This window comes from Pseudomonas sp. ASL4 (assembly GCF_056680395.1).
On the sequence record NZ_CM155280.1, the window covers coordinates 1,388,333 to 1,410,748 of the forward strand.

General features: G+C 60.2%; 18 protein-coding genes. 13 read left to right on the forward strand and 5 right to left on the reverse strand.

Annotated features, from left to right (window positions below; all coding sequences use genetic code 11):
- Window positions 1-48: 48 nt before the first annotated feature.
- From rsmA to AC1MEW_RS06170, 4 genes are read right to left on the reverse strand one after another with little or no spacing between them, the layout of a single operon-like run.
- Window positions 49-867, reverse strand: coding sequence for a 16S rRNA (adenine(1518)-N(6)/adenine(1519)-N(6))-dimethyltransferase RsmA (gene rsmA / locus AC1MEW_RS06155; protein WP_480425705.1), 819 nt, complete (start codon window positions 865-867; stop codon window positions 49-51).
- Window positions 864-1,853: a 4-hydroxythreonine-4-phosphate dehydrogenase PdxA gene (pdxA, locus tag AC1MEW_RS06160; RefSeq protein WP_201198257.1), complete on the reverse strand. Its 990-nt coding sequence runs from the start codon at window positions 1,851-1,853 to the stop codon at window positions 864-866. Before pdxA ends, rsmA begins: the two co-directional genes overlap by 4 nt.
- Window positions 1,850-3,172, reverse strand: a complete 1,323-nt coding sequence (surA, locus tag AC1MEW_RS06165; protein ID WP_201198256.1) for a peptidylprolyl isomerase SurA — start codon at window positions 3,170-3,172, stop codon at window positions 1,850-1,852. The genes pdxA and surA overlap by 4 nt, the downstream gene beginning before the upstream one ends.
- Window positions 3,147-5,969 (reverse strand): LPS-assembly protein LptD, encoded by a 2,823-nt coding sequence (locus AC1MEW_RS06170; protein ID WP_480425707.1) that lies wholly within the window; start codon window positions 5,967-5,969, stop codon window positions 3,147-3,149. Before AC1MEW_RS06170 ends, surA begins: the two co-directional genes overlap by 26 nt.
- Window positions 5,970-6,099: 130 nt before the next feature.
- Between AC1MEW_RS06170 and AC1MEW_RS06175 the strand changes: the two genes are divergently transcribed.
- Genes AC1MEW_RS06175 through AC1MEW_RS06185 form a run of 3 tightly spaced genes read left to right on the forward strand, consistent with a single transcriptional unit; the run spans window position 6,100 to window position 8,553 of the window.
- The gene (locus tag AC1MEW_RS06175; RefSeq protein WP_201198254.1) at window positions 6,100-7,119 is read left to right on the forward strand and encodes an aminoglycoside phosphotransferase family protein; all 1,020 of its coding nucleotides are present in this window, start codon (window positions 6,100-6,102) and stop codon (window positions 7,117-7,119) included.
- The gene (gene murU, locus AC1MEW_RS06180; RefSeq protein WP_480425709.1) at window positions 7,116-7,787 is read left to right on the forward strand and encodes an N-acetylmuramate alpha-1-phosphate uridylyltransferase MurU; all 672 of its coding nucleotides are present in this window, start codon (window positions 7,116-7,118) and stop codon (window positions 7,785-7,787) included. The genes AC1MEW_RS06175 and murU overlap by 4 nt, the downstream gene beginning before the upstream one ends.
- Window position 7,788: 1 nt before the next feature.
- Window positions 7,789-8,553, forward strand: coding sequence for a TerB family tellurite resistance protein (locus AC1MEW_RS06185; protein ID WP_201198252.1), 765 nt, complete (start codon window positions 7,789-7,791; stop codon window positions 8,551-8,553).
- A gap of 131 nt (window positions 8,554-8,684) precedes the next feature.
- On the opposite strand, the gene AC1MEW_RS06190 is transcribed toward AC1MEW_RS06185, so the two are convergent.
- Window positions 8,685-9,677, reverse strand: a complete 993-nt coding sequence (locus AC1MEW_RS06190; protein WP_201198251.1) for an alpha/beta hydrolase family protein — start codon at window positions 9,675-9,677, stop codon at window positions 8,685-8,687.
- 73 nt (window positions 9,678-9,750) lie between these two features.
- Between AC1MEW_RS06190 and AC1MEW_RS06195 the strand changes: the two genes are divergently transcribed.
- From AC1MEW_RS06195 to trpE, 10 genes are all read left to right on the forward strand, one after another.
- On the forward strand, window positions 9,751-12,147 hold the full coding sequence (locus AC1MEW_RS06195) for a PAS domain-containing sensor histidine kinase (protein WP_201198250.1): 2,397 nt from the start codon (window positions 9,751-9,753) through the stop codon (window positions 12,145-12,147).
- Between the two features lie 144 nt (window positions 12,148-12,291).
- Window positions 12,292-12,933, forward strand: coding sequence for a response regulator (locus AC1MEW_RS06200; protein WP_175479186.1), 642 nt, complete (start codon window positions 12,292-12,294; stop codon window positions 12,931-12,933).
- Between the two features lie 343 nt (window positions 12,934-13,276).
- Complete coding sequence (locus AC1MEW_RS06205) at window positions 13,277-14,401, forward strand: ABC transporter ATP-binding protein (RefSeq protein WP_201256351.1); 1,125 nt, start codon at window positions 13,277-13,279, stop codon at window positions 14,399-14,401.
- A 49-nt stretch (window positions 14,402-14,450) separates the two neighbouring features.
- Window positions 14,451-15,494: an ABC transporter substrate-binding protein gene (locus tag AC1MEW_RS06210; RefSeq protein ID WP_201198249.1), complete on the forward strand. Its 1,044-nt coding sequence runs from the start codon at window positions 14,451-14,453 to the stop codon at window positions 15,492-15,494.
- A gap of 196 nt (window positions 15,495-15,690) precedes the next feature.
- The gene (locus AC1MEW_RS06215; RefSeq protein WP_201198248.1) at window positions 15,691-16,938 is read left to right on the forward strand and encodes an ABC transporter permease; all 1,248 of its coding nucleotides are present in this window, start codon (window positions 15,691-15,693) and stop codon (window positions 16,936-16,938) included.
- Window positions 16,939-16,950: 12 nt separating this feature from the next.
- On the forward strand, window positions 16,951-17,775 hold the full coding sequence (locus tag AC1MEW_RS06220; protein WP_201198247.1) for an ABC transporter permease: 825 nt from the start codon (window positions 16,951-16,953) through the stop codon (window positions 17,773-17,775).
- A gap of 221 nt (window positions 17,776-17,996) precedes the next feature.
- Window positions 17,997-19,145, forward strand: a complete 1,149-nt coding sequence (locus AC1MEW_RS06225) for an iron-containing alcohol dehydrogenase (RefSeq protein WP_201198246.1) — start codon at window positions 17,997-17,999, stop codon at window positions 19,143-19,145.
- 115 nt (window positions 19,146-19,260) lie between these two features.
- Window positions 19,261-19,935 (forward strand): ribulose-phosphate 3-epimerase, encoded by a 675-nt coding sequence (gene rpe, locus AC1MEW_RS06230; protein ID WP_123410522.1) that lies wholly within the window; start codon window positions 19,261-19,263, stop codon window positions 19,933-19,935.
- The gene (locus AC1MEW_RS06235; protein WP_201198245.1) at window positions 19,932-20,750 is read left to right on the forward strand and encodes a phosphoglycolate phosphatase; all 819 of its coding nucleotides are present in this window, start codon (window positions 19,932-19,934) and stop codon (window positions 20,748-20,750) included. Before rpe ends, AC1MEW_RS06235 begins: the two co-directional genes overlap by 4 nt.
- A gap of 71 nt (window positions 20,751-20,821) precedes the next feature.
- Window positions 20,822-22,303: an anthranilate synthase component I gene (gene trpE, locus AC1MEW_RS06240; RefSeq protein WP_201256350.1), complete on the forward strand. Its 1,482-nt coding sequence runs from the start codon at window positions 20,822-20,824 to the stop codon at window positions 22,301-22,303.
- Window positions 22,304-22,416 lie beyond the last annotated feature (113 nt).

Below are 22,416 nucleotides of genomic sequence, written 5' to 3' on the forward strand. Positions count from 1 at the left end.
AAACCAGACATCGCGTCTGGCGTCCTACCCGATAACGCTCATCGCCTGTCAGTCGGCGGCGGGCGCCTGTAGGACTTGTTCGCTGAGCTTGTCGGCCAGGCGCACGAAGGCGGCCAGGTCGAGTTGCTCGGGACGCAGGCTGCCATCGACACCGGCGGCTTCGATCTCGTCATTGCTCAGCAGCAACTTGAGGGTGTTGCGCAGGGTCTTGCGGCGCTGGTTGAAGGCTTCGCGCACGACGCGCTCCAGCAGCTTGTGATCCTTGGCCGGGTGCGGCAGTACCGCGTGAGGCACCAGGCGTACGATGGCCGAGTCGACTTTCGGCGGCGGATTGAACGCACCCGGGCCAACGTTGAACAGATGCTCAACCCGGCAGTGGTACTGAACCATGATCGACAGGCGACCCCAGTCACCACCGCCAGGGCCTGCTGCCAGACGCTCGACCACTTCCTTTTGCAGCATGAAGTGCATGTCGCGAATGATGCCGGCGTTGTTCAGCAGGTGAAAAATCAGCGGCGTAGAGATGTTGTACGGCAGGTTGCCGACCACACGCAGGCTGTTCGGCGCGGCGTTCAGGCTGTTGAAGTCGAACTTCAGCGCGTCGCCCTGGTGCAGGTTGAAGTTGCTCATGCCAGCGAATTGCTGGTTGAGGATCGGGATCAGGTCCTTGTCCAACTCCACCACGTCCAACTGTGCGCCGCTGTTGAGCAGGCCTTGTGTCAGTGCGCCTTGGCCCGGGCCAATTTCCAGCAGGTGGTCTTCAGGCTTGGCGCGGATGGCGCGCAGGATGCGATCGATAACGCCGGCATCGTGCAGGAAGTTCTGGCCAAAGCGTTTGCGCGCCTTGTGTTGGTAGTGCTCGGTCATAAACGGGTCTCGGCCATCTGGTAGGCGGTTTCCAGGGCGACTTGCAGGCTGCCGGTGTCGATTTTTCCGCTACCGGCCAGGTCCAGGGCAGTGCCGTGGTCCACCGATGTGCGGATGATCGGCAAGCCGAGGGTCACGTTGACTGCCGCGCCGAAGCCTTTGTACTTCAGCACCGGCAGGCCCTGGTCGTGGTACATCGCCAGCACTGCGTCGCAGTGCTCCAGATATTTGGGGGTAAACAGAGTGTCGGCGGGCAAGGGGCCGCGAAGGTCCATGCCCTCGCCGCGCAGGCGCTCTAATGTGGGTTCGATGATGTCGATTTCTTCATGGCCCAGGTGTCCGCCTTCACCGGCGTGGGGGTTGAGCCCACACACCAGGATACGTGGCTGGGCGATGCCGAATTTTTCTTGCAGGTCGGCGTGCAGAATCCGCGTAACCCGCTCCAGGCGCTCCGGGGTGATTGCGTCGGCAATCTCGCGAAGCGGCAGGTGAGTGGTGACCAGCGCCACGCGCAATCCGCGTGTAGCGAGCATCATCACCACTTGTGCGGTATGGGTCAGGTCGGCGAGAAATTCCGTATGCCCGGAAAAGGCGATCCCGGATTCATTGATCACGCCCTTGTGCACTGGCGCGGTGATCATCCCGGCGAAATGCCCGTCCATGCAGCCTTGGCCTGCGCGCGTCAGGGTTTCCAGGACGAAAGCGGCATTGGCTTTGTCCAGTTGCCCGGCGGTGACCTTGGCGTTGAGCGGTGTATCCCAGACATACAAGCTGTTGGCCGGAGCAGGAACGTCCGGCCAGTTATCCGGTGTGACCGGCAGCAGGTCGACGGCCACGCCCAGCTGCGCGGCCCGCTCGATGAGCAGGTCGCGGCTGGTAATGGCAATCAGGGGGTGTGGCTGGGCTTGCGAGGCAAGCAGCAGGCACAGGTCAGGACCTATGCCGGCCGGCTCGCCGGGGGTCAGCGCGAAACGCTTGGGTTTCACTGCGCTGCCTGGTCTGCACCAGGGAGTTTGATCTCTACGTACGCTTCGTCACGGATCTGACGCAGCCAGGTTTGCAGCTCTTCGTCGTATTTGCGGTTACGCAGTACGGTCATTGCTTGCTGTTCGCGGGCCTGGGCAGTGCTGTCTGTGGCGCGACGGCCAAGGACTTCCAGAATGTGCCAGCCATATTGAGTCTTGAACGGCTTGGACAGCTGACCTTGCGGGGACTTGGCCATCACTTCGCGGAATTCAGGAACCACGGCGTTCGGGTCGATCCAGTTCATGTCGCCGCCGTTGAGGGCGGAACCCGGATCTTCCGAGTAGCTTTTCGCCAGTTCGGCAAAGTCTTCGCCCGCTTCGATACGGGTGTAGAGCGACTGAACCAGCGCCTTGGTTTTTTCTTCGTCGCGAATCGGGCTCGGTTTGACCAGGATGTGACGCACATGCACTTCGTCGCGCATCTGGGTCTCGCCGCCACGTTTCTCGAGGATCTTCAAAATAATGAAGCCGCCGGGAGTACGCATTGGCTGGGTCACGTCGCCGATGGCCATGGTGCTCAGCATGCGATCGAACGGAGGTGGCAATTGAGCGGCTTTACGCCAGCCCATGTCGCCGCCTTCCAGTGCGGTTTCGCTGGCGGATTTGGCGATAGCCAACTGACCGAAGTCAGCGCCTTGCTTGAGTTGCTGGTAAACCGCGTCCGCTTGTTTGGCAGCATTCTGAATGGCGTCGGAGTTGGCGCTTTCCGGCGTAGGAATCAGGATGTTGGCCAGGTGGAACTCTTCGGACAGCTGCATTTTGCCCAGGTCGGAGGCGAGGAAGTTCTTCACTTCCTGCTCGGACACCTGGATGCGCTCGGCCACACGACGCTGGCGCACACGGCTGATGATCATTTCACGGCGAATCTGGTCACGGGCGTCGTCATAAGACAGACCGTCGTGAGCCAGAGCAGCGCGGAATTGCTCGAGCGACATGTTATTGCGCTGGGCAATAGTGCCGACGGCCTGGTTCAGTTCTTCATCGGTAATGCGGATACCGGAACGGTCGCCGATCTGCAATTGCAGGTTTTCGACGATCAGGCGCTCCAGTACCTGCTGGTCCAGCACGCTGGTCGGCGGTACGGCAGCGCCGCGTTTGGCGATGGTTTGCTGAACTTCGTGGACGCGTTGGTCCAGTTGGCTCTGCATGACCACGTCGTTGTCGACGATGGCCACCACTTTATCGATGGACTGCACCGCAGCGTTAGCTGCGGTACCCAGGAACAGCGCGCCCAGCATCAGCGGGCGCAGACAATCAGAAAGCTTGGTCTTCACGTTCACGATAACCTTGAATGCCTTTGTCGAGGAAGCTCTCTACTTTGGCGCCGGTGAGGCCGCCGAGTCCCTTCAGAACAATTTGGAGGAAGACGCCATGGTCGCCTTTTTCGTTTTGCGGGGCTTCTTGACTGAACTCGTCATAGGAAACCCAGTAACGGTTGATCAGGCGCAGTTTCCAGCAGCAGTTGTCGTACTCGAAACCACCGAAGGCTTCCAGGGTACGGTTGCGGTTGTAGTCGTACTGCCAACGGCTGATGGCGTTCCATTGCGGCACGATCGGCCACATCACCGAGAAGTCGTGCTGTTTGATCTTGTAGTAGTCCTTCACGTAGCCAGGTTGGCCTGGAGTGCCGTAGTCACCGCCGCCCACTGTCCATTTACCGGTAGTCTGGTCGAAACGGACCTGGTCATTGCGATAGCGATAACCAGCGTTGATGATCTTGTTCGGGTTGTCTTCAGGCTGGTAGTGGAACATCGCACTGCCCGAACGAGGACTGCGGCTGTCCGGGTCCCAGTTGTAATCGGCCGTGGTGCGCCAATCGCGGTTCCAGCGATATTCGTATTCCAGCGCATAAGGCGAAACGTTGGAGTGCGCGTCCTGACGGGTTTTCGGGTCGATACCCGGTAACTGGACTTCGCGGTCCTTGAAGTAGACGGCTTGACCAACGCTGACGCGTTGACGCTCAAAACCGTTGTCTTCGATCCAGCGGTTGGTCACGCCCAGCGACAGTTTGTTCTCGTCGCCAACACGGTCGGAGCCGGAGAAACGGTTGTCGCGGAACAGCGACGCGTAGTTGAAGGTGTTTTCGCTGGTGTCGAATACCGGGATGTCTTCCTGATTGACCTCAGGAACATAGAGGTAGTACAGGCGCGGTTCGAGGGTCTGGCGATAGTTCTTGCCGAACCACTGGGTATTACGATCGAAGTACAGGCCGCTGTCGATGCTCGCAATTGGCACCCCACGGTTCTGGTTGCTGCCGAACTTACCGCCGATGTACTCGGTTCCGGCCGTTGCGGCTGCTGCCTGTTGAGCGACGATCTGGTCTTTACCTGTACCGTCCAGATCCAGCTGGTACTGAGTGTATTGATACTTGAGCGTTGGCTTCAGGAAGCCATAAGTCCAGTTCAGCGGCAGGCTAACGGCTGGTGCCAGGTTTAGACGATCGCCGGTGGCGCGAGCCAGCCCTTGAACGTTGTTATCCAGGCGTGGAGTAATGTTCCCGTTTTCATCGGAGAAGTTGCCGTTTTGCAGATCACGGTCGAACCGCACGAGTTCGGTGTTATACGAGAAATTCAAACCTTCTGGGTGATAAGGCAGCGCACCGTCGAAGGTGATCTGTGGCAAACGATCATACGGCGTGATGTTCGAAACGGTCGCCAGCTGATAAGCCTGAGCATTCAAACGTGCCGTGTAGTTGTCGCCACGGTACGAAATGGAAGCCTGCTGATTCACGTAATCCGCGCTTTTCACGCCAATCTGGTCAGTCTGCAGATCCTGGAAGTAATACGGATCGCTGATCTTGGTGTAGTCGACCTGCGTATAAGTGCGCGAGTCGAGACCACCCTTGTGCTGCCAGTTGTACATGTAGCGGGTTTTTTCGTAATCGGACTGCTTGCTGCGCTCGGTGTCTTCGTCGTTGAGGTACGCGGCGCCGAACTGACCTTCGCTGGACTTGGTCAGGTAACGGAACTCGCCTTCCATCAACATGCCGCGCTTGCTCATGTAGCGCGGGTACAACGTGGCATCGTAGTTCGGTGCCAGGTTGAAGTAGTACGGGGTGACCAACATGAAGCCAGTGTCGCTGCCGGTGCCGATGGTCGGCGGCAGGAAACCTGACTGGCGACGATTGTCGATCGGGAAGTAAATGTACGGCGTGTACAGGACAGGAATGTCCTTGACCCGCAGCGTCACGTTGGTCGCGGTACCGAAACCGGTGGCCGGGTTCAAGGTGACGTTGTTGCCCTTGAGCTGCCAGGCGTTGCTGTTCGGCTCGCACGTGGTGTACGTACCATCCTTGAGGCGGATGATCGCGTTCTCGGCACGTTTGGCGTAAAGCGCGTTACCGCGGATACGGGATTTGTGCATCACGTATTCGGCGTTATCGACCTTGGCTTCACCGGTGTCGAGTTGAACTTCGGCGTGGTCGCCCACGATCAGTGCGCCGTTGTCGCGAACGCGGACGTTGCCGTTCAGTTCGCCACGACTCTCGGCCTGGTACAGGCTGGCTTCGTCGGCTTCGGCCTGCATGCTGCCCTGACGCAATACCACGTCACCGGCCAGCGTACCGACCTGACTTTCGGTGTTATAGCGAGAAGCCTTGGCGCCGATAAAGGTCGGTGCGTCACTTTTATTCGTCTTGTCATTCATGCCAGGACGAATTGGTTCGATATAGGAACCAGAGCAGTAAGGACCGGTTTCGGCCAACTGCGCAGCAGTGAGGTTCTCACGCGGAACCCAGTCGAGGTGACTGTAGTCTGCGCTACGGGACTTCAGGCCACGGCCCTTGGCTTCGGTCACCAGCATCGGCTTGGTGCCGGTGTCTTGGGCGACGTTGCCGGAACTGGTCTCAGCCGGGGCTTCGCCCGTGGCGGTGACTGCGCTGCCGTCATGGACGGGCCGCGGCGGCAATGCTGCTACCGGCGACTTTGGCGCACAGTTCCAGGCACCCGAAGCAGAGACTGAGCAGTCATACTGTTCCGCGGCGACCACGTAGGAAGTGGCTAGGGGTTGCAGGGCCAGCAAACTGCCGGTAACCAACAACGGAAATTTTTTACGAAACGCGGGGGATTTCAATGCCATCTTATTAGTCCGGGCTTCCTGCGTGCCATCTGCCCGCGGTGTGGGCCGCACGCCTCTCGATGGTCTGAAAAAGATGCTGGATAATAAAGCATGACCCGCTTGACGGCTAGCGCCGTCGGAGACCCTTGTAATGCCTGACCAAGATGTACGCTTGCAACACCTGAAAGTTTGGCTTGATGAACAACTGGCGACCCTCTTTGCAGCGCAAGGTTGGGGCACCGTGCCCCCGGCCACGTTGACTGCGGCCAGTAGCGACGCGAGTTTCCGGCGCTATTTCCGCTGGGAAGGCGAGGGCAGAAGTTTCGTCGTGATGGACGCTCCGCCCCCCCAGGAAAACTGCAAACCCTTCGTGGATATTGCTTTTCTGCTGGCGAAATCCGGAATAAATGTGCCGAAAATTTATGCCGAGGACCTCGAGCGCGGTTTTCTTTTGCTCAATGACCTGGGCAATAAGACTTATCTGGACGTGATCGACAGCGAAAACGCCGACGATTTGTTCAAGGATGCCCTGCAGGCGTTGCTGGCTTATCAGCAGTTGCCGATGGTGGCACCGCTGCCAAGTTATGACGTGGCGTTGCTGCGTCGCGAGTTGGAACTGTTCCCCGAGTGGTACGTGAAACAAGAGCTGGGCATCGAGTTTGACGCCGCGCAGCAAATGCTCTGGCAGCAAGTCAGCGATCTGCTGATTGACAGTGCCCTGGCCCAGCCAAAAGTGTTGGTGCACCGCGACTTCATGCCGCGCAACCTGATGCTCAGCGTGCCGAATCCCGGCGTGCTGGACTTTCAGGACGCGGTTTATGGCCCGGTCACCTACGACATAACCTGCTTGTTCAAGGACGCGTTCCTCAGTTGGCCCGAAGAGCGCGTGCTCGCCTGGCAGCAAGATTACTGGCAACAGGCCGGCGCGCTGGGCATCCCGGTCCAGCCTGACTTTGAAGAGTTTCGGCGTGCCAGCGACCTGATGGGCGTGCAACGTCACCTGAAAGTGATCGGCATCTTCGCCCGCATCTGCCACCGCGACGGCAAGCCGCGCTACCTCGCCGACGTGCCACGCTTCTTTGCTTATATAGAAGCTGTGATTGCCCGCCGCCCTGAGTTGGTGGAGTTGGATGTGTTGCTGGCCAGTTTGCGTTCCGGAGCCACTGCATGAAGGCAATGATTCTGGCTGCGGGTAAAGGCGAACGCATGCGCCCGCTGACCCTGACCACGCCAAAACCGCTGGTGCGTGCCGGCGGCGTGCCGTTGATCGAGTATCACCTGCGCGCCCTGGCGGCTGCAGGGTTTACCGAGATCGTGATCAACCACGCCTGGCTCGGTCAGCAGATCGAAGACTACCTGGGTGATGGTTCGCGCTATGGCCTGAGCATTCAGTACTCGCCCGAAGGCGAACCACTGGAAACCGGTGGCGGGATTTTCCGCGCGTTGCCGTTGCTGGGTGACGAGGCGTTTGTGGTGGTGAACGGTGATATCTGGACCGATTACGACTTCAACGCGCTGCGCCAACCCATTGCCGGGCTGGCTCACTTGGTGCTGGCGGATAACCCGGCGCATCACCCGGCCGGGGACTTCCTGCTGGTCGACGGCCAGGTTCGCGATGGCCAGCCGGATGCCAAGACGCTGACCTACAGCGGCATCGCGGTGCTGCACCCCGACTTGTTCGATGGCTGCACTGCCGGCGCATTCAAGCTGGCGCCACTGTTTCGCACGGCCATGGCCGCCGGAAAAGTCTCGGGTGAGCGTTTGAACGGACATTGGGTAGATGTCGGTACGTACGAACGCCTGGCCGAGGCCGAAACTCTGATAGAAGCGAGACGCTGACATGTTGTGGCCAGGGACTCTGATCGGAGCCGGAGCGGGCTTTGCCATAGCCAGCATTCCGGGGGCCATGCTCGGCGCCTTGTTGGGACAGGCGCTGGACCGGCGCATGCACTTGCAGAGCTGGGGGCATTTGCGGGAAAAACTCGGCGGTCGTCCGGTGTTGCGCAACGATGAACTGCTGTTTGTGTTGCTCGGTCGGTTGGCCAAGATCGACGGGCGCGTGGTCGACGGCCACATCCAGCAGGCGCGTCAGGAGATGCGCTCGCTGGACATGACTGAATCGGCGCAACGCCGTGCGATTGCCGCGTTCAATCGCGGTAAATCGGGGCATGACCGGTTGCGGGGGTATTTGCGGCGCTTGAGTGCCCAGCCCCATGCCGCTGAAGGCGTTTTGCGCGCCTGTTGGCGGATGGTTTGGGCCGATGGTCGTGCGGGTACCAGTGAGCGAGAGTTGCTTGCGCAGTGGGGCAAATGGTTGGGCTGGACGCCGCAGCAAGTACTGGCATTGGCCCATGACTATGAGCCGCAGAAACGCCAGCTCAGCAACGCTGTGACTTATCAGGAGGCTTTACGGCTACTGGGGGTTTCGGCGACCAGTGAGCCGGCGCAGATCAAGCGGGCTTATCGGCGTCTGCTCAGTCGTCATCATCCGGACAAGATTGCCGGAACCGGGGCGACGGCGTTGCAGGTGCGCGAGGCAACGGACAAGACGCGCGAATTGCACAATGCCTATACGTTGATCAAGGAGCGGCGGGATTTTCGCTAGCAGCACATATTTGTGTTGTCAGTGATGCCGCCTTCGCGAGCAAGCCCGCTCCCACATTTGATCGGCGTTGTTTGTATGAACGCGGTCTAGAGTGGGAGCGGGCTTGCTCGCGAATGGGGCGACGCGGTCTATCAGTTCGCCAAAGGCTGTGGATTCAACCAACCGCGAACCCGGCGAAACAGCTGTTCTTGCTCAGCCTTGGTGTTGCCCGGCAACGCCTTGAGCGAGACCTGGCTGAACGCTGAAGTCTTCAAACGTTTGCTGGCCTGCAAGCGTTCCAGCGCCGCACTACGATCCAGCGGCTTATCCATATAGAAGAGGTCGGCGGTCGGCAGCTTCAAGGTCGGCGTCACCTCGGCCAGTGGAGGCTTGCCTGTTACCGGCGTCTGCGCCGCAATCATCACAAACTTCTCCACTTGTGCCGTCTGCTTCTCACTCAGGTAACGCGCAGCCCAATATGCCCCAGTGCCGTGCCCCAGCACCACAATGCGGCGAGCGCTTTGCTGTTCTGCGAAAGCGATGGCAGCGTCGATGCGGGCGAAGATTCGCTCGGCGTCGGCTTTGCTCTGTTCTTCGGTGGTCTCGGCGATGACTTTGTCTGCAACCTCCGCTTCGCCACCGGTTGCCTGTTCGATAGGCGGGGCGGTGGTCGAGTCTTTGCTGGCGGCTTCAGCCGTTTTGGGCGCGGGCGCTGCTGAGACGATACGTGGCGCAATGGCATCGCTTTGCAGGTCGGGCAAGGTGATACTCAGGCTGCTCCACTCGACGTCCGGCAATTTGTTACGCAAAGGGCTAATGACTTGCGGCCAGTCAACGGTTTCGCCAGCGCCGGGGATGATAATCACCGCGCCTTTGGGCTCGGCGGTATTGGCCGGCTTCCACAAGGCGAGAAAGGAGTCGGCCCCGGCCTGAAGTTGTTGCTGTTCCTGGGCGGGGAGTTGTCGCTCAAGTGCCGTCGCTTCTTCCTGACTACGCTCAAGCAGCGGCTGACGCTCGACCGGTTTTGCTTCGGCGGGTTTTCCCGCAGCGGCAGGTGCAGGGTCGGCGGCCTCGACGGAAAAGGCGCAAGGCAGGATCAGCGACAGGCACAATGCTGGCAGTGCCAGGCGGTAGACAGGGGGCATCGGATATTCCAGGCCAGAAGTTATTCCGGCAGCCTAATGGGTTGATCAGTATTTGTCAGTGTGTGGGACTTCAATGATGCGTTTTCGCTGCCTGTGGGTTATCGGCTGTTTGTGGTTTCCCTTGATGAGTTGGGCGGCGCCCACGTCCCCGGCGCACGTTGCCCAGTTGTCATCGGCCCAGCAGCAATGGTTGGCGCAGCACAACGAATTGAGGGTCGGGCTGGTGTTGCAGGCGCCGTATGCGCAATACGATCGGCGCTTGCAGCGTTTGTCCGGGGTTAACGTCGAATTGATGAAATGGCTGGCCAAGTCGCTCAAGGTCGAACTCAGCTGGCGCAACTTCCCCGACGTCGAGCAGTTGGAAGCGGCGGTGCGCGACGGTGAAGTCGATATCGCCCCGGGGCTGACCCAAACCCCCAGCGGGCTTCGGCTTTGGCAGTTTTCCGATCCGTACATGCGCGTGCCGCAACTGGTGGTCAGTGACCAGAAGAGCACCGGCGTGGTGGAGCTGGAAAAACTCGACAGCCAGACCCGCGTCGCCGTGCGCATGCCCAGTGCCACGGCCGATTATCTGCGCGGCAATTATCCGCATCTGAACCTCCAAGGCGTACCGATCGAGCGCCAGGCGTTGCAGTTGCTGTTGAGTCAGCAGGCCGTTTACGCGGTGATTGATGAGGCGCAACTGGGGCGCTTGTCGGCCGAGCCCGAATTTGCCGGGTTGGTGGTGGTGGGCGACATTGGCTTGCCGCAACTGCTGCGGGTGGCCACGCGCCGGGACTGGCCGGAGCTGGCCGGTATCGTCGAAAACGCGCTGCGGGCGATTCCGGCCAAGGATCTGGAGCAACTGCACAACCAATGGCTGCAACCGAAGTACCCGCGGTTGTCCGAGTCCCCGGGGTTCTGGCAAAACCTTTGTCTGCTGCTGACGGTGTTGCTGCTGAGCAGCATGGCCATCGTGTTTTGGCAGCGACGTCAGCAACATAGCCTGGAGCAACGGCTGCTGGCGGCGCGGGAAGACATCGCTTTGCGCGAAGCCAGTGAAGAAGCCCTTCGGTTGACCCAGTTTTCGATTGATCAAAGTACGGTCGGCATTCTGTGGGTCAACTGGGACAGCCACGTGCGTTACGCCAATCGCGCCGCCGAATCGATGCTCGGCTATCCGGCGGGCGGGATCATCGACCGTCCCTTGATCGACTTCGAACCCGGCCTGCACATGGACCGCTGGCTGAACCTGTGGAAAAGCGCGCGGGCCAGTGAGGAAGCACCACAAAGTTTCGAAACCAATTGTGTAAGGGCCGACGGCCGCATTTTGCCGGCGGACGTTTCGCTGAGTTTCTTGCGTTTTCGCGACGGCGAGTACTTGGTGGTCTACCTCAATGACGTCACCGAGCGCCGTCGGGCGCTGGCCGCGTTGCAGGAAAGCGAGGCGCGGTTGCAAGGGATCGCCGCCAACGTTCCCGGATTGGTCTTTCGTCTGGAGCGGGCGCCGGTGACCGGGCAAATCGACTTTGCCTACATCAGTGAAGGCAGCGAGAGCCTGGTCGGCTACTCGCCAGCGACCCTGGCCCATCGGGATAAAGGCCTGCGCAGCCTGGTGCACCCGGACGACAAGGCCAGTTATCACCGGACTCAGGATCACGCGCTGGACACCGACAGCGACTGGTCCTGGCAGGGACGGATTCTTACCCGCTCAGGTGAACAGCGCTGGGCCGAGATCAAAGCGATCACCCGGCGGCTGGAGGGCGGGGCGTATGTCTGGGACGGGATCGTCTGGGACATCAGCGAAAGCAAGCGCATTGAACTGGAACTGGCCAGCTCCCGTGGGCAACTGCGTGAGTTGTCGGCGCATCTGGAGAGCGTGCGGGAAGAGGAAAAGGCCCGCATCGCTCGGGAAGTTCACGACGAACTGGGCCAGATGTTGACCGTGTTGAAACTGGAAACCTCCATGTGCGAACTGGCCTACGCCCAGCTCGATCCGGGGCTGAACGAACGCTTGAACAGCATGAAGCGGCTGATCGCTCAGTTGTTTCAACTGGTGCGTGATGTGGCCACGGCGCTGCGGCCACCGATTCTCGATGCAGGGATCGCCTCGGCCATTGAATGGCAGGCCCGGCGTTTTGAGGCTCGCACCCAGATCCCGTGCCTGGTGCAGGTGCCGGAGAATCTGCCGGTGCTCAGCGATGCCAAGGCGATTGGCTTGTTCCGGATTCTTCAGGAAGCACTGACCAATGTCATGCGCCATGCCCAGGCGCATACTGTCGAACTGACATTGGCATTGGACGGCAACCAGTTGTGCCTGACCGTCAGCGATGATGGCGTAGGATTTGTTCCCGCTACAGGTCGGCCGACATCCTTTGGCGTGGTGGGTATGCGTGAGCGGGTGTTGATCATGGGCGGGCAGTTGTCGCTTGAAAGTGAGCCGGGGGAGGGCACGACACTGAGTGTGCGTGTGCCGGTGGCTGAGGCCTGATGGTTTTGTGGTGTTTGGGCTGACGCTTTCGCGAGCAAGCCCGCTCCCACAGGGATTTGTGTTGTTGCACAGATAGCTGAACCCCCCCAGCTCACTGTGGGAGCGGGCTTGCTCGCGAATGATCTTGGCTCTGAAATAAAAAGAATGGAGAAGCTTGTGATCCGTGTACTGGTAGCCGAAGACCACACCATCGTCCGCGAAGGCATCAAGCAATTGATCGGCCTGGCCAAGGACTTGCTGGTGGTGGGGGAGGCGAGTAATGGCGAGCAACTGCTCGAGACCTTGCGTCATGTGCCCTGCGAAGTGGTGTTGCTGGACATCTCCATGCCCGGGGTCAATGGCCTGGAGGCTATTCCACGGATTCGCGCGCTGAACAATCCGCCGGCGATTTTGGTGTTGTCGATGCACGATGAAGCGCAAATGGCCGCCCGTGCATTGAAGGTCGGCGCTGCCGGCTATGCGACCAAGGACAGCGATCCGGCACTGCTGTTGACGGCAATCCGCAAAGTGGCGGCGGGCGGGCGTTACATCGACCCGGACCTGGCAGACCGAATGGTTTTCGAAGTCGGCCTGACCGATTCACGGCCGTTGCACTCCTTATTGTCGGAGCGCGAGTTTTCGGTGTTCGAGCGTCTGGCCCAGGGCGCGAACGTCAACGACATCGCCCAGCAACTGGCCCTGAGCAGCAAAACCATCAGCACCCACAAGGCGCGGCTGATGCAGAAACTCAACATCACCTCCCTGGCGGAACTGGTGAAGTACGCGATGGAACACAAACTCCTCTGAGCTTCACCGCAGTCCTATGTGGGAGCGGGCTTGCTCGCGAAGGGGCCGTGTCAGTCGACATCAATATTGCCTGATACACCGCTTTCGCGAGCAAGCCCGCTCCCACAGGAATCGTGGTGACATGTCCATTTGCGACATCCTGAAAACCTGTTTTTGCCTGTTCTTGCGGCTTGCCGCTTGAAACTCGCCGCTGCTCTATCCAATCCCGCCATCCGTGTAGGGCAATCCCTACCCCCAACCTTCCATCCGGCTGAGGCGATTCTCTCCTGCGCCCCGATTTGCGTGGTCCCCAGCGTCCACTAGGCTTAGCCCACAAGCAGTCATCAACAACAAAGGTGTGGGTATGAGCCAGGTCGATTCAAGTGCAGGGGCCAATGACATTCTGGTCAGCTTTCGTGGAGTGCAGAAGAGCTACGACGGCGAGAACCTGATCGTCAAAGACCTCAACCTGGATATTCGCAAAGGCGAATTCCTCACGTTGCTCGGGCCGTCCGGCTCCGGCAAAACCACCAGTCTGATGATGCTCGCCGGTTTCGAAACCCCGACTGCCGGTGAAATCCTGCTGGCCGGGCGCTCCATCAACAACGTGCCGCCGCACAAACGCGACATCGGCATGGTGTTCCAGAACTACGCCTTGTTCCCACACATGACGGTGTCCGAGAACCTCGCATTCCCGCTGACCGTGCGCGGCTTGAACAAAAGCGACGTCAGCGACAAGGTAAAAAAAGTCCTGAGCATGGTTCAGCTCGACGCCTTCGCCCAGCGTTACCCGGCGCAACTGTCCGGTGGTCAGCAACAGCGTGTGGCCCTGGCCCGCGCCTTGGTGTTCGAGCCGCAACTGGTGCTGATGGACGAACCTCTCGGTGCGCTGGATAAACAACTGCGTGAACACATGCAGATGGAAATCAAACACCTGCACCAGCGCCTCGGCGTGACCGTGGTCTACGTGACCCACGACCAGGGCGAAGCCCTGACCATGTCCGACCGTGTGGCGGTGTTCCACCAGGGCGAAATCCAGCAGATCGCCCCGCCGCGCACGCTCTACGAAGAGCCGAAGAACACCTTCGTCGCCAACTTCATCGGCGAGAACAACCGCCTCAACGGCCGCTTGCACAGCCAGACCGGCGACCGCTGCATTGTCGAACTCGGGCGCGGTGAAAAGGTTGAAGCCCTGGCGGTCAACGTCGGCAAGACCGGCGAACCCGTCACGCTGTCGATTCGCCCGGAACGCGTGAGCCTCAACGGTTCGAGCGAGTCCTGCGTCAACCGCTTCTCAGGGCGGGTGGCGGAATTCATCTATCTGGGCGACCACGTCCGGGTTCGCCTGGAAGTCTGCGGCAAGACCGACTTCTTCGTGAAACAACCGATTGCCGAGCTCGATCCTGCGCTCGCGGTCGGCGACGTGGTTCCGCTTGGCTGGCAGGTCGAACACGTTCGCGCGCTCGACCCGCTTTTAGAGGCGAACTGATCGCCCCCCGCAATACCAACACCAACCCTGCACGTGGAGAGAACAATAAATGTTGAGATCCCTGAAATTCACCGCCCTGGTCGTGGGCATGATGGGTGCGGCACACGCGATGGCCGCGGGTCCGGACCTGACCGTGGTGTCCTTTGGCGGGGCGAACAAGGCTGCGCAGGTCAAAGCCTTCTATGCACCGTGGGAAGCGGCCGGTAACGGCAAGATCGTCGCGGGTGAGTACAACGGCGAAATGGCTAAGGTCAAAGCCATGGTCGACACCAAGAGTGTGTCCTGGGACTTGGTAGAAGTTGAGTCGCCGGAACTGTCCCGTGGTTGCGACGAAGACATGTTCGAACCGCTGGATCCGAAGCTGTTCGGCAAAACCGAAGACTACGTCAAAGGCGCTATTCAGCCTTGCGGCGTGGGCTTCTTCGTCTGGTCAACTGTGTTGGCCTACAACGCCGACAAGCTGAGCTCGGCGCCGACCAGTTGGGCGGATTTCTGGGATACCAAGAAATTCCCTGGCAAGCGCGGCCTGCGTAAAGGCGCCAAGTACACCCTGGAATTCGCTCTGATGGCCGACGGCGTTGCGCCGAAAGACGTCTACAAAGTGCTGGCCAGCAAAGACGGCCAGGACCGCGCGTTCAAGAAACTCGATGAGCTCAAGCCAAGCATTCAGTGGTGGGAAGCCGGCGCACAGCCGCCGCAATACCTCGCTTCCGGTGACGTGGTCATGAGCTCGGCTTACAACGGCCGGATCGCTGCGGTACAGAAAGAAAGCAACCTGAAAGTCGTGTGGAACGGTGGCATCTACGACTTCGATGCATGGGCCATTCCAAAAGGCCTGGATAAAGCCCGTGCCGAAGCGGCGAAGAAATTCATCGCTTACTCGGTCATGCCGCAGCAGCAGAAGATCTACTCGTCAAACATCGCCTACGGCCCGGCCAACATCCAGGCCGTACCGTTGCTGGACAAGGACGTGTTGAAAGACATGCCGACCACCCCGGAAAACATCGCCAACCAGGTGCAGATCGACGTCAGCTTCTGGGCTGACAACGGCGAGCAACTGGAACAGCGCTTCAATTCCTGGGCTGCGAAGTAACTAGAGGGCTCGCCCTCCTGTGAGGGCGAGCTTTTGTGGCGAGGGAGCTTGCTCCCGCTTGAGTGCGCAGCACTCACAAAATTGGAAGTTGTTAACGGAATTTTGGGGCCGCTTCGCAGCCCGGCGCGAGCAAGCTCGCTCGCCACAAAAGCTCACTCCCACATTATCGATTGATCAAAGATTTCCGGAGTACGCCATGGCTATCGCCGTTCCCCTGAACGCGGGCACTGACCCCACCTTGAAGCAGCGGCTCAAGCACGCCGAGCGGATCAATCGCTGGAAGGCCCAGGCCTTGATTGCGCCGTTGGTGCTGTTTCTGTTGCTGGTATTCCTGGTGCCGATCGTGGCGCTGCTCTACAAAAGCGTCGGTAACCCGGAAGTAGTCGGCGGCATGCCGCGCACCGTGACGGCTATCGCCGGTTGGGATGGTCGTGGCCTACCCGCTGAACCGGTTTACAAGGCTGCCAGCGAAGACCTCGCTGAAGCCCGCAAGAATCAGACCTTGGGCGACCTGTCCAAGCGCTTGAACATGGAGTTGGCCGGCTACCGCAGCCTGTTGACCAAAACCGCTCGCGCCTTGCCGTTCGCCACTGAGCCGGCTTCTTATAAAGAAGCGCTGGAAGCCCTCGACGAACGCTGGGGTGACCCGGCCTATTGGCAGGCTGTGCGTCGCAACACCAGCAGCATCACGCCGTATTACTTGCTGGCGGCGGTCGATCACCGTATCGACGACCTCGGCGAAGTGGCCCCGGCCACCCCGGATCAGGCGATCTATCTCGACATCTTCGCCCGCACGTTCTGGATGGGCCTGGTCATTACCGTGATCTGCCTGTTCCTGGCGTATCCGTTGGCGTATCTGTTGGCGAACCTGCCATCGCGCCAAAGCAACCTGCTGATGATTCTGGTGTTGCTGCCGTTCTGGACCTCGATCCTGGTGCGCGTTGCCGCGTGGATCGTGTTGCTGCAATCGGGCGGGCTGATCAATAGCGGCCTGATGGCCATGGGCATTATCGATAAGCCGCTGGAGCTGGTGTTCAACCGCACCGGGGTTTACATCTCGATGGTGCACATCCTGCTGCCGTTCATGATTCTGCCGATCTACAGCGTGATGAAAGGCATTTCGCCGACCTACATGCGAGCCGCGATTTCCCTCGGTTGCCACCCGTTCGCCAGTTTCTGGCGGGTGTACTTCCCGCAGACTTATGCCGGTGTCGGCGCCGGTTGCCTGTTGGTGTTCATCCTCGCCATCGGCTACTACATCACCCCGGCCTTGCTGGGCAGCCCGAACGATCAGATGGTCAGTTACTTCGTCGCCTTCTACACCAACACCAGCATCAACTGGGGCATGGCGACCGCGCTCGGTGGGCTGCTGCTGTTGGCGACCGTGGTGCTGTATCTGATTTACAACTGGCTGGTGGGCGCCAGTCGCCTGCGCTTGAGCTAAGGGGAGAACGAAATGCTGAGTCCTTATATGTCGCCCATTGAACGGGTGTGGTTCTACAGCTTGCGCACGCTTTGCGGGCTGATCCTGCTGTTCCTGATCCTGCCGGTGCTGGTGATCATTCCGCTGTCGTTCAACTCGGGCAGTTTCCTGGTGTACCCGTTGCAGGGTTTCTCGCTGCACTGGTATCAGGACTTCTTCGCCTCGGCGGAATGGATGCGCTCGCTGAAGAACAGCATCATCGTCGCCCCGGCGGCCACGGTGCTGGCGATGGTCTTCGGTACGTTGGCGGCGATTGGCCTGACCCGCGGTAACTTCCCGGGCAAGGCGCTGGTGATGGCGCTGGTGATTTCGCCGATGGTGGTGCCGGTGGTGATCATTGGTGTGGCCAGCTATCTGTTCTTTGCGCCGCTGGGATTTGGCAACAGCTATACCTCGCTGATAGTGGTGCACGCGGTGTTGGGCGTGCCGTTTGTGATCATCACGGTATCGGCGACCTTGCAGGGGTTTAACCACAACCTGGTGCGGGCCGCTGCGAGCCTCGGTGCTTCGCCGCTGACGGCATTCCGTCGGGTGACCTTGCCGTTGATTGCGCCAGGTGTGATCTCCGGGGCGTTGTTCGCCTTCGCCACCTCGTTCGATGAAGTGGTGGTGACGCTGTTCCTCGCCGGTCCTGAACAAGCGACCTTGCCACGGCAGATGTTCAGCGGCATCCGCGAAAACCTCAGCCCGACGATTGCTGCCGCTGCGACGCTGCTGATTGCCTTCTCGGTGATCCTGCTGCTGACCCTGGAATGGTTGCGTGGCCGTAGCGAGAAGCTGCGTACTGCGCAGGTCTGAAGCAACACACCGATTAACTGTGGGAGCGAGCTTGCTCGCGATAGCGGACTGTCAGTCGACATCAATGTTGAATGTCAGTCAGTCATCGCGAGCAAGCTCGCTCCCACATTGGTTTTGTGCGGTGTTCGAGATCTCTGGTCATTCATTGCCTGAATAACAGACAAACCCCAATCCCCAGCTACTATTGTGCCCAGCTCCCCTAGCGATAAGAGGCTGCGCACATGAGTCTTTCCTCTTTCAAAATTGCCCACAAACTGATCACCGGCGCCGGTGCCATCGAGCAACTGGCGGCCGAGCTGACACGCCTTGATGTCGACAACCCACTGATCGTCACCGACGCCGCCCTGGTCAAGTCCGGTACGGTAGAGCTGGCGTTGGCGCATCTCGGCGACCGGACCTACGAGATTTTCGACCGCGTACTGCCCGACCCGGAAATCGCCATCGTCGAAGACTGCATGCGTGTCTACCGCGAAGGCGGGCATGACGGGCTGATCGGCCTGGGCGGCGGCAGTGCCATCGACATTGCCAAAAGCGTGGCGGCCTACGCCGGTTACCACGGCGCGCTGGAAGATCTGTTCGGCGTCGACCAGGTGCCGCGCAAAGGCCCGCCGCTGATCGCCATTCCGACCACCGCCGGCACCGGCTCCGAAGTCACCAACGTGGCGATCCTTTCCGACAAGGTCGCGCAGTTGAAGAAAGGCATCGTCAGCGACTATCTATTGCCGGACGTGGCATTGGTCAGCCCGCAAATGACCCTGACCTGCCCGCGCAGTGTCACCGCCGCCAGTGGCGTCGATGCGCTGGTGCACGCTATCGAATCCTATCTGTCGCTCAATGCCTCGGCGATCACCGACGCGCTGGCGATTGGTGCCATCAAGCTGATTACCCAGGCGTTGCCCAAGGCCTATGCCAACCCGGCCAACCTGCAAGCCCGCGAAGACATGGCCACCGCCAGCCTGATGGCCGGCATGGCGTTCGGCAATGCCGGGGTCGGTGCGGTGCATGCGTTGGCGTATCCGCTGGGCGGGCGCTACAACATTGCCCACGGCGTCAGCAACGCCTTACTGCTGCCGTACGTCATGACCTGGAACAAAATGGCCTGTGTCGAGCGCATGCAGGATATTGCCGAGGCCATGGGGGTCAAGACCGCTCACCTGAGTGCCACCGATGCGGCGGATAAAGCTGTGGAAGCGATGACTGCATTGTGTGCGGCGGTAGAGATCCCACGGGGCCTGCGCAGCTTCGGCGTGCCCGAGGATGCGATCCCGGCGATGGCCGTGGAAGCGGCGGGAATCGAGCGCCTGATGCGCAACAATCCGCGTAAATTGAGCGCCGTCGATATCGAAAAGATCTACCGGGCGGCGTATTAGAGCCTGCGGACAATGCCGATTGAAGGCAGGCCCAATCATCGCGGTCACAGTGCGCGCGTCAAAGCATGAGGTATACAATGCGCGCCATCGTGATTCTGCTCAGATAAGGTGCGTCATGCAGCCCTTCGTAATTGCTCCGTCGATTCTCTCCGCCGACTTCGCCCGCCTGGGTGAAGAAGTGGACAACGTCCTGGCCGCTGGCGCCGACTTCGTGCACTTCGATGTCATGGACAACCATTACGTGCCCAACCTGACCATCGGCCCGATGGTCTGCGCGGCATTGCGCAAGTACGGCGTGACCGCGCCGATCGACGCACATTTGATGGTCAGCCCGGTGGATCGCATCGTTGGCGACTTCATCGAGGCCGGCGCGACCTACATCACCTTCCACCCGGAAGCCACGCAACACGTTGACCGTTCGCTGCAACTGATCCGCGAGGGCGGCTGCAAGGCCGGCCTGGTGTTCAACCCGGCAACCCCGCTAAGCGTGCTTGAGTACGTGATGGACAAGGTCGACATGATCTTGCTGATGAGCGTCAACCCAGGCTTCGGTGGGCAGAAGTTTATTCCCGGCACCCTCGACAAACTTCGTCAGGCCCGTGCGCTGATCGATGCGTCCGGCCGTGACATTCGCCTGGAAATCGACGGTGGGGTGAACGTGAACAATATTCGCGAAATCGCCGCCGCTGGCGCCGACACCTTCGTGGCCGGCTCGGCGATCTTCAATGCGCCGAACTACCAGGAAGTGATCGAGAAGATGCGCGCCGAACTGGCGCTGGCTCGCCCATGAGTGGCTTTGAGCAGCTGTTCCCGGGGCGTCTGCCGCGGCTGGTGATGTTCGATCTGGATGGCACGCTGATCGATTCGGTCCCCGACCTCGCGGTTGCCGTGGATAACATGCTGCTCAAAATGGGTCGCCAACCCGCCGGCCTCGAGTCGGTGCGCGAGTGGGTCGGCAACGGCGCGCCGGTGCTGGTGCGCCGCGCGCTGGCCGGTGGCATCGACCATTCGACGGTCGATGACGGTGAGGCTGAGGGCGCGCTGGCGATTTTCATGGAGGCTTATAGCGAGAGCCATGAACTGACCGTGGTTTATCCCGGCGTGCGCGACACCCTGAAGTGGCTGCACAAGCAGGGCGTCGAGATGGCGCTGATTACCAACAAGCCGGAGCGCTTTGTCGCGCCGCTGCTGGATCAGATGAAGATCGGCCGCTACTTCAAGTGGATCATCGGCGGCGATACCCTGCCGCAGAAGAAGCCCGATCCGGCTGCGCTGTTTTTCGTGATGAAAATGGCCAACATCCCGGCGTCGCAGTCGTTGTTTGTCGGCGATTCGCGTAGCGATGTGCTGGCGGCGAAAGCGGCCGGGGTCAAGTGCGTGGCGCTGAGTTATGGCTACAACCATGGCCGGCCGATTGCCGAAGAGTCGCCGGCGCTGGTGATCGACGATCTGCGCAAGCTAATTCCCGGTTGCCTGGATCTGGCGGCTGAGATAACGTTGCCCGACGCTGTTCAACCCCCTTCTGGAAACGCCATCGTGGTGGTCACTCGCAAACTCTGGATGAAAGTCATCAAGGCCCTGGCCCGCTGGCGTTGGCGCGCCTGACTTGTTCCTGGCCGGCATACCGGCGCGTTTGCATACCTGACTGTTAGACCCTCAAGCCACGAGGCTACCCCATGATCCGCGAAGAATTCCTGCGTTTGGCCGCTGCCGGCTACAACCGTATCCCGATGGCCTGCGAAACCCTGGCCGACTTCGACACGCCGCTGTCGATCTACCTGAAACTGGCCGACGAGCCGAACTCCTACCTGCTGGAATCGGTGCAGGGCGGCGAGAAGTGGGGCCGTTACTCGATCATCGGCCTGCCGTGCCGCACCGTGTTGCGGGTTCACGATCACCACATCAGCGTGACCCACGACGGCGTCGAGATCGAAAGTCACGAAGCCGAAGATCCATTGGCCTTCGTCGAAGAATTCAAAGCCCGCTACAACGTGCCGACCATCCCTGGCTTGCCGCGCTTTAATGGCGGTTTGGTGGGTTACTTCGGTTATGACTGCGTGCGCTATGTGGAGAAGCGTCTGGGCAAATGCCCGAACCCGGATCCGCTGGGCGTGCCGGACATTCTGCTGATGGTTTCCGACGCGGTGGTGGTGTTCGACAACCTCGCCGGCAAGATGCACGCAATCGTTCTGGCCGATCCGTCGCAAGAGGATGCCTTCGAACAAGGTCATGTGCGTCTGGAAGCGTTGCTGGAAAAACTCCGCCAGCCGATCACCCCGCGCCGTGGCCTGGATTTCAGCAAGCAGCAATCGGCTGACCCAGTGTTCCGTTCGAGTTTCACCCAGGACGATTACGAAAAAGCCGTCGATACCATCAAGGAATACATCCTGGCCGGTGACTGCATGCAGGTCGTGCCGTCCCAGCGCATGTCCATCGACTTCAAGGCTGCGCCGATCGATTTGTATCGGGCGCTGCGTTGCTTCAACCCGACGCCTTATATGTACTTCTTCAACTTCGGCGACTTCCATGTCGTCGGCAGTTCGCCGGAAGTGCTGGTGCGGGTCGAAGACAACCTGATCACCGTGCGCCCGATTGCCGGCACCCGCCCACGCGGGGCCAACGAAGAGGCGGATCTGGCGCTGGAAAAAGACCTGCTGTCGGATGACAAGGAAATCGCCGAGCACTTGATGCTGATCGACCTTGGCCGCAACGACACCGGTCGGGTCTCGGAAATCGGATCGGTGAAACTCACCGAGAAGATGGTCATCGAGCGTTATTCCAACGTGATGCACATCGTGTCCAACGTCACCGGGCAATTGAAGGCCGGGCTGACGGCGATGGATGCTCTGCGGGCGATTCTGCCGGCGGGCACTTTGTCTGGGGCTCCTAAGATCCGTGCGATGGAAATCATCGACGAACTGGAACCGGTCAAGCGTGGCGTCTACGGCGGTGCGGTCGGTTACTTCGCCTGGAACGGCAACATGGACACCGCGATTGCGATCCGTACCGCGGTGATCAAGGACGGCGAGCTGCACGTGCAGGCCGGTGGCGGCATCGTTGCCGACTCGGTGCCGGCGCTGGAATGGGAAGAAACCCTGAACAAGCGCCGCGCGATGTTCCGCGCCGTGGCGTTGGCCGAGCAAACTCCGGAAAGCTGATTCCACCGGTAATCCTGTGTGAACGAGCTGTTGTGGCGAGGGGCTTGCCCCCGTTGGGGCGCGGAGCGGCCCCAAGCTCTTTCAGGCCTACCGAGTCGCCTGGATTTGCGACT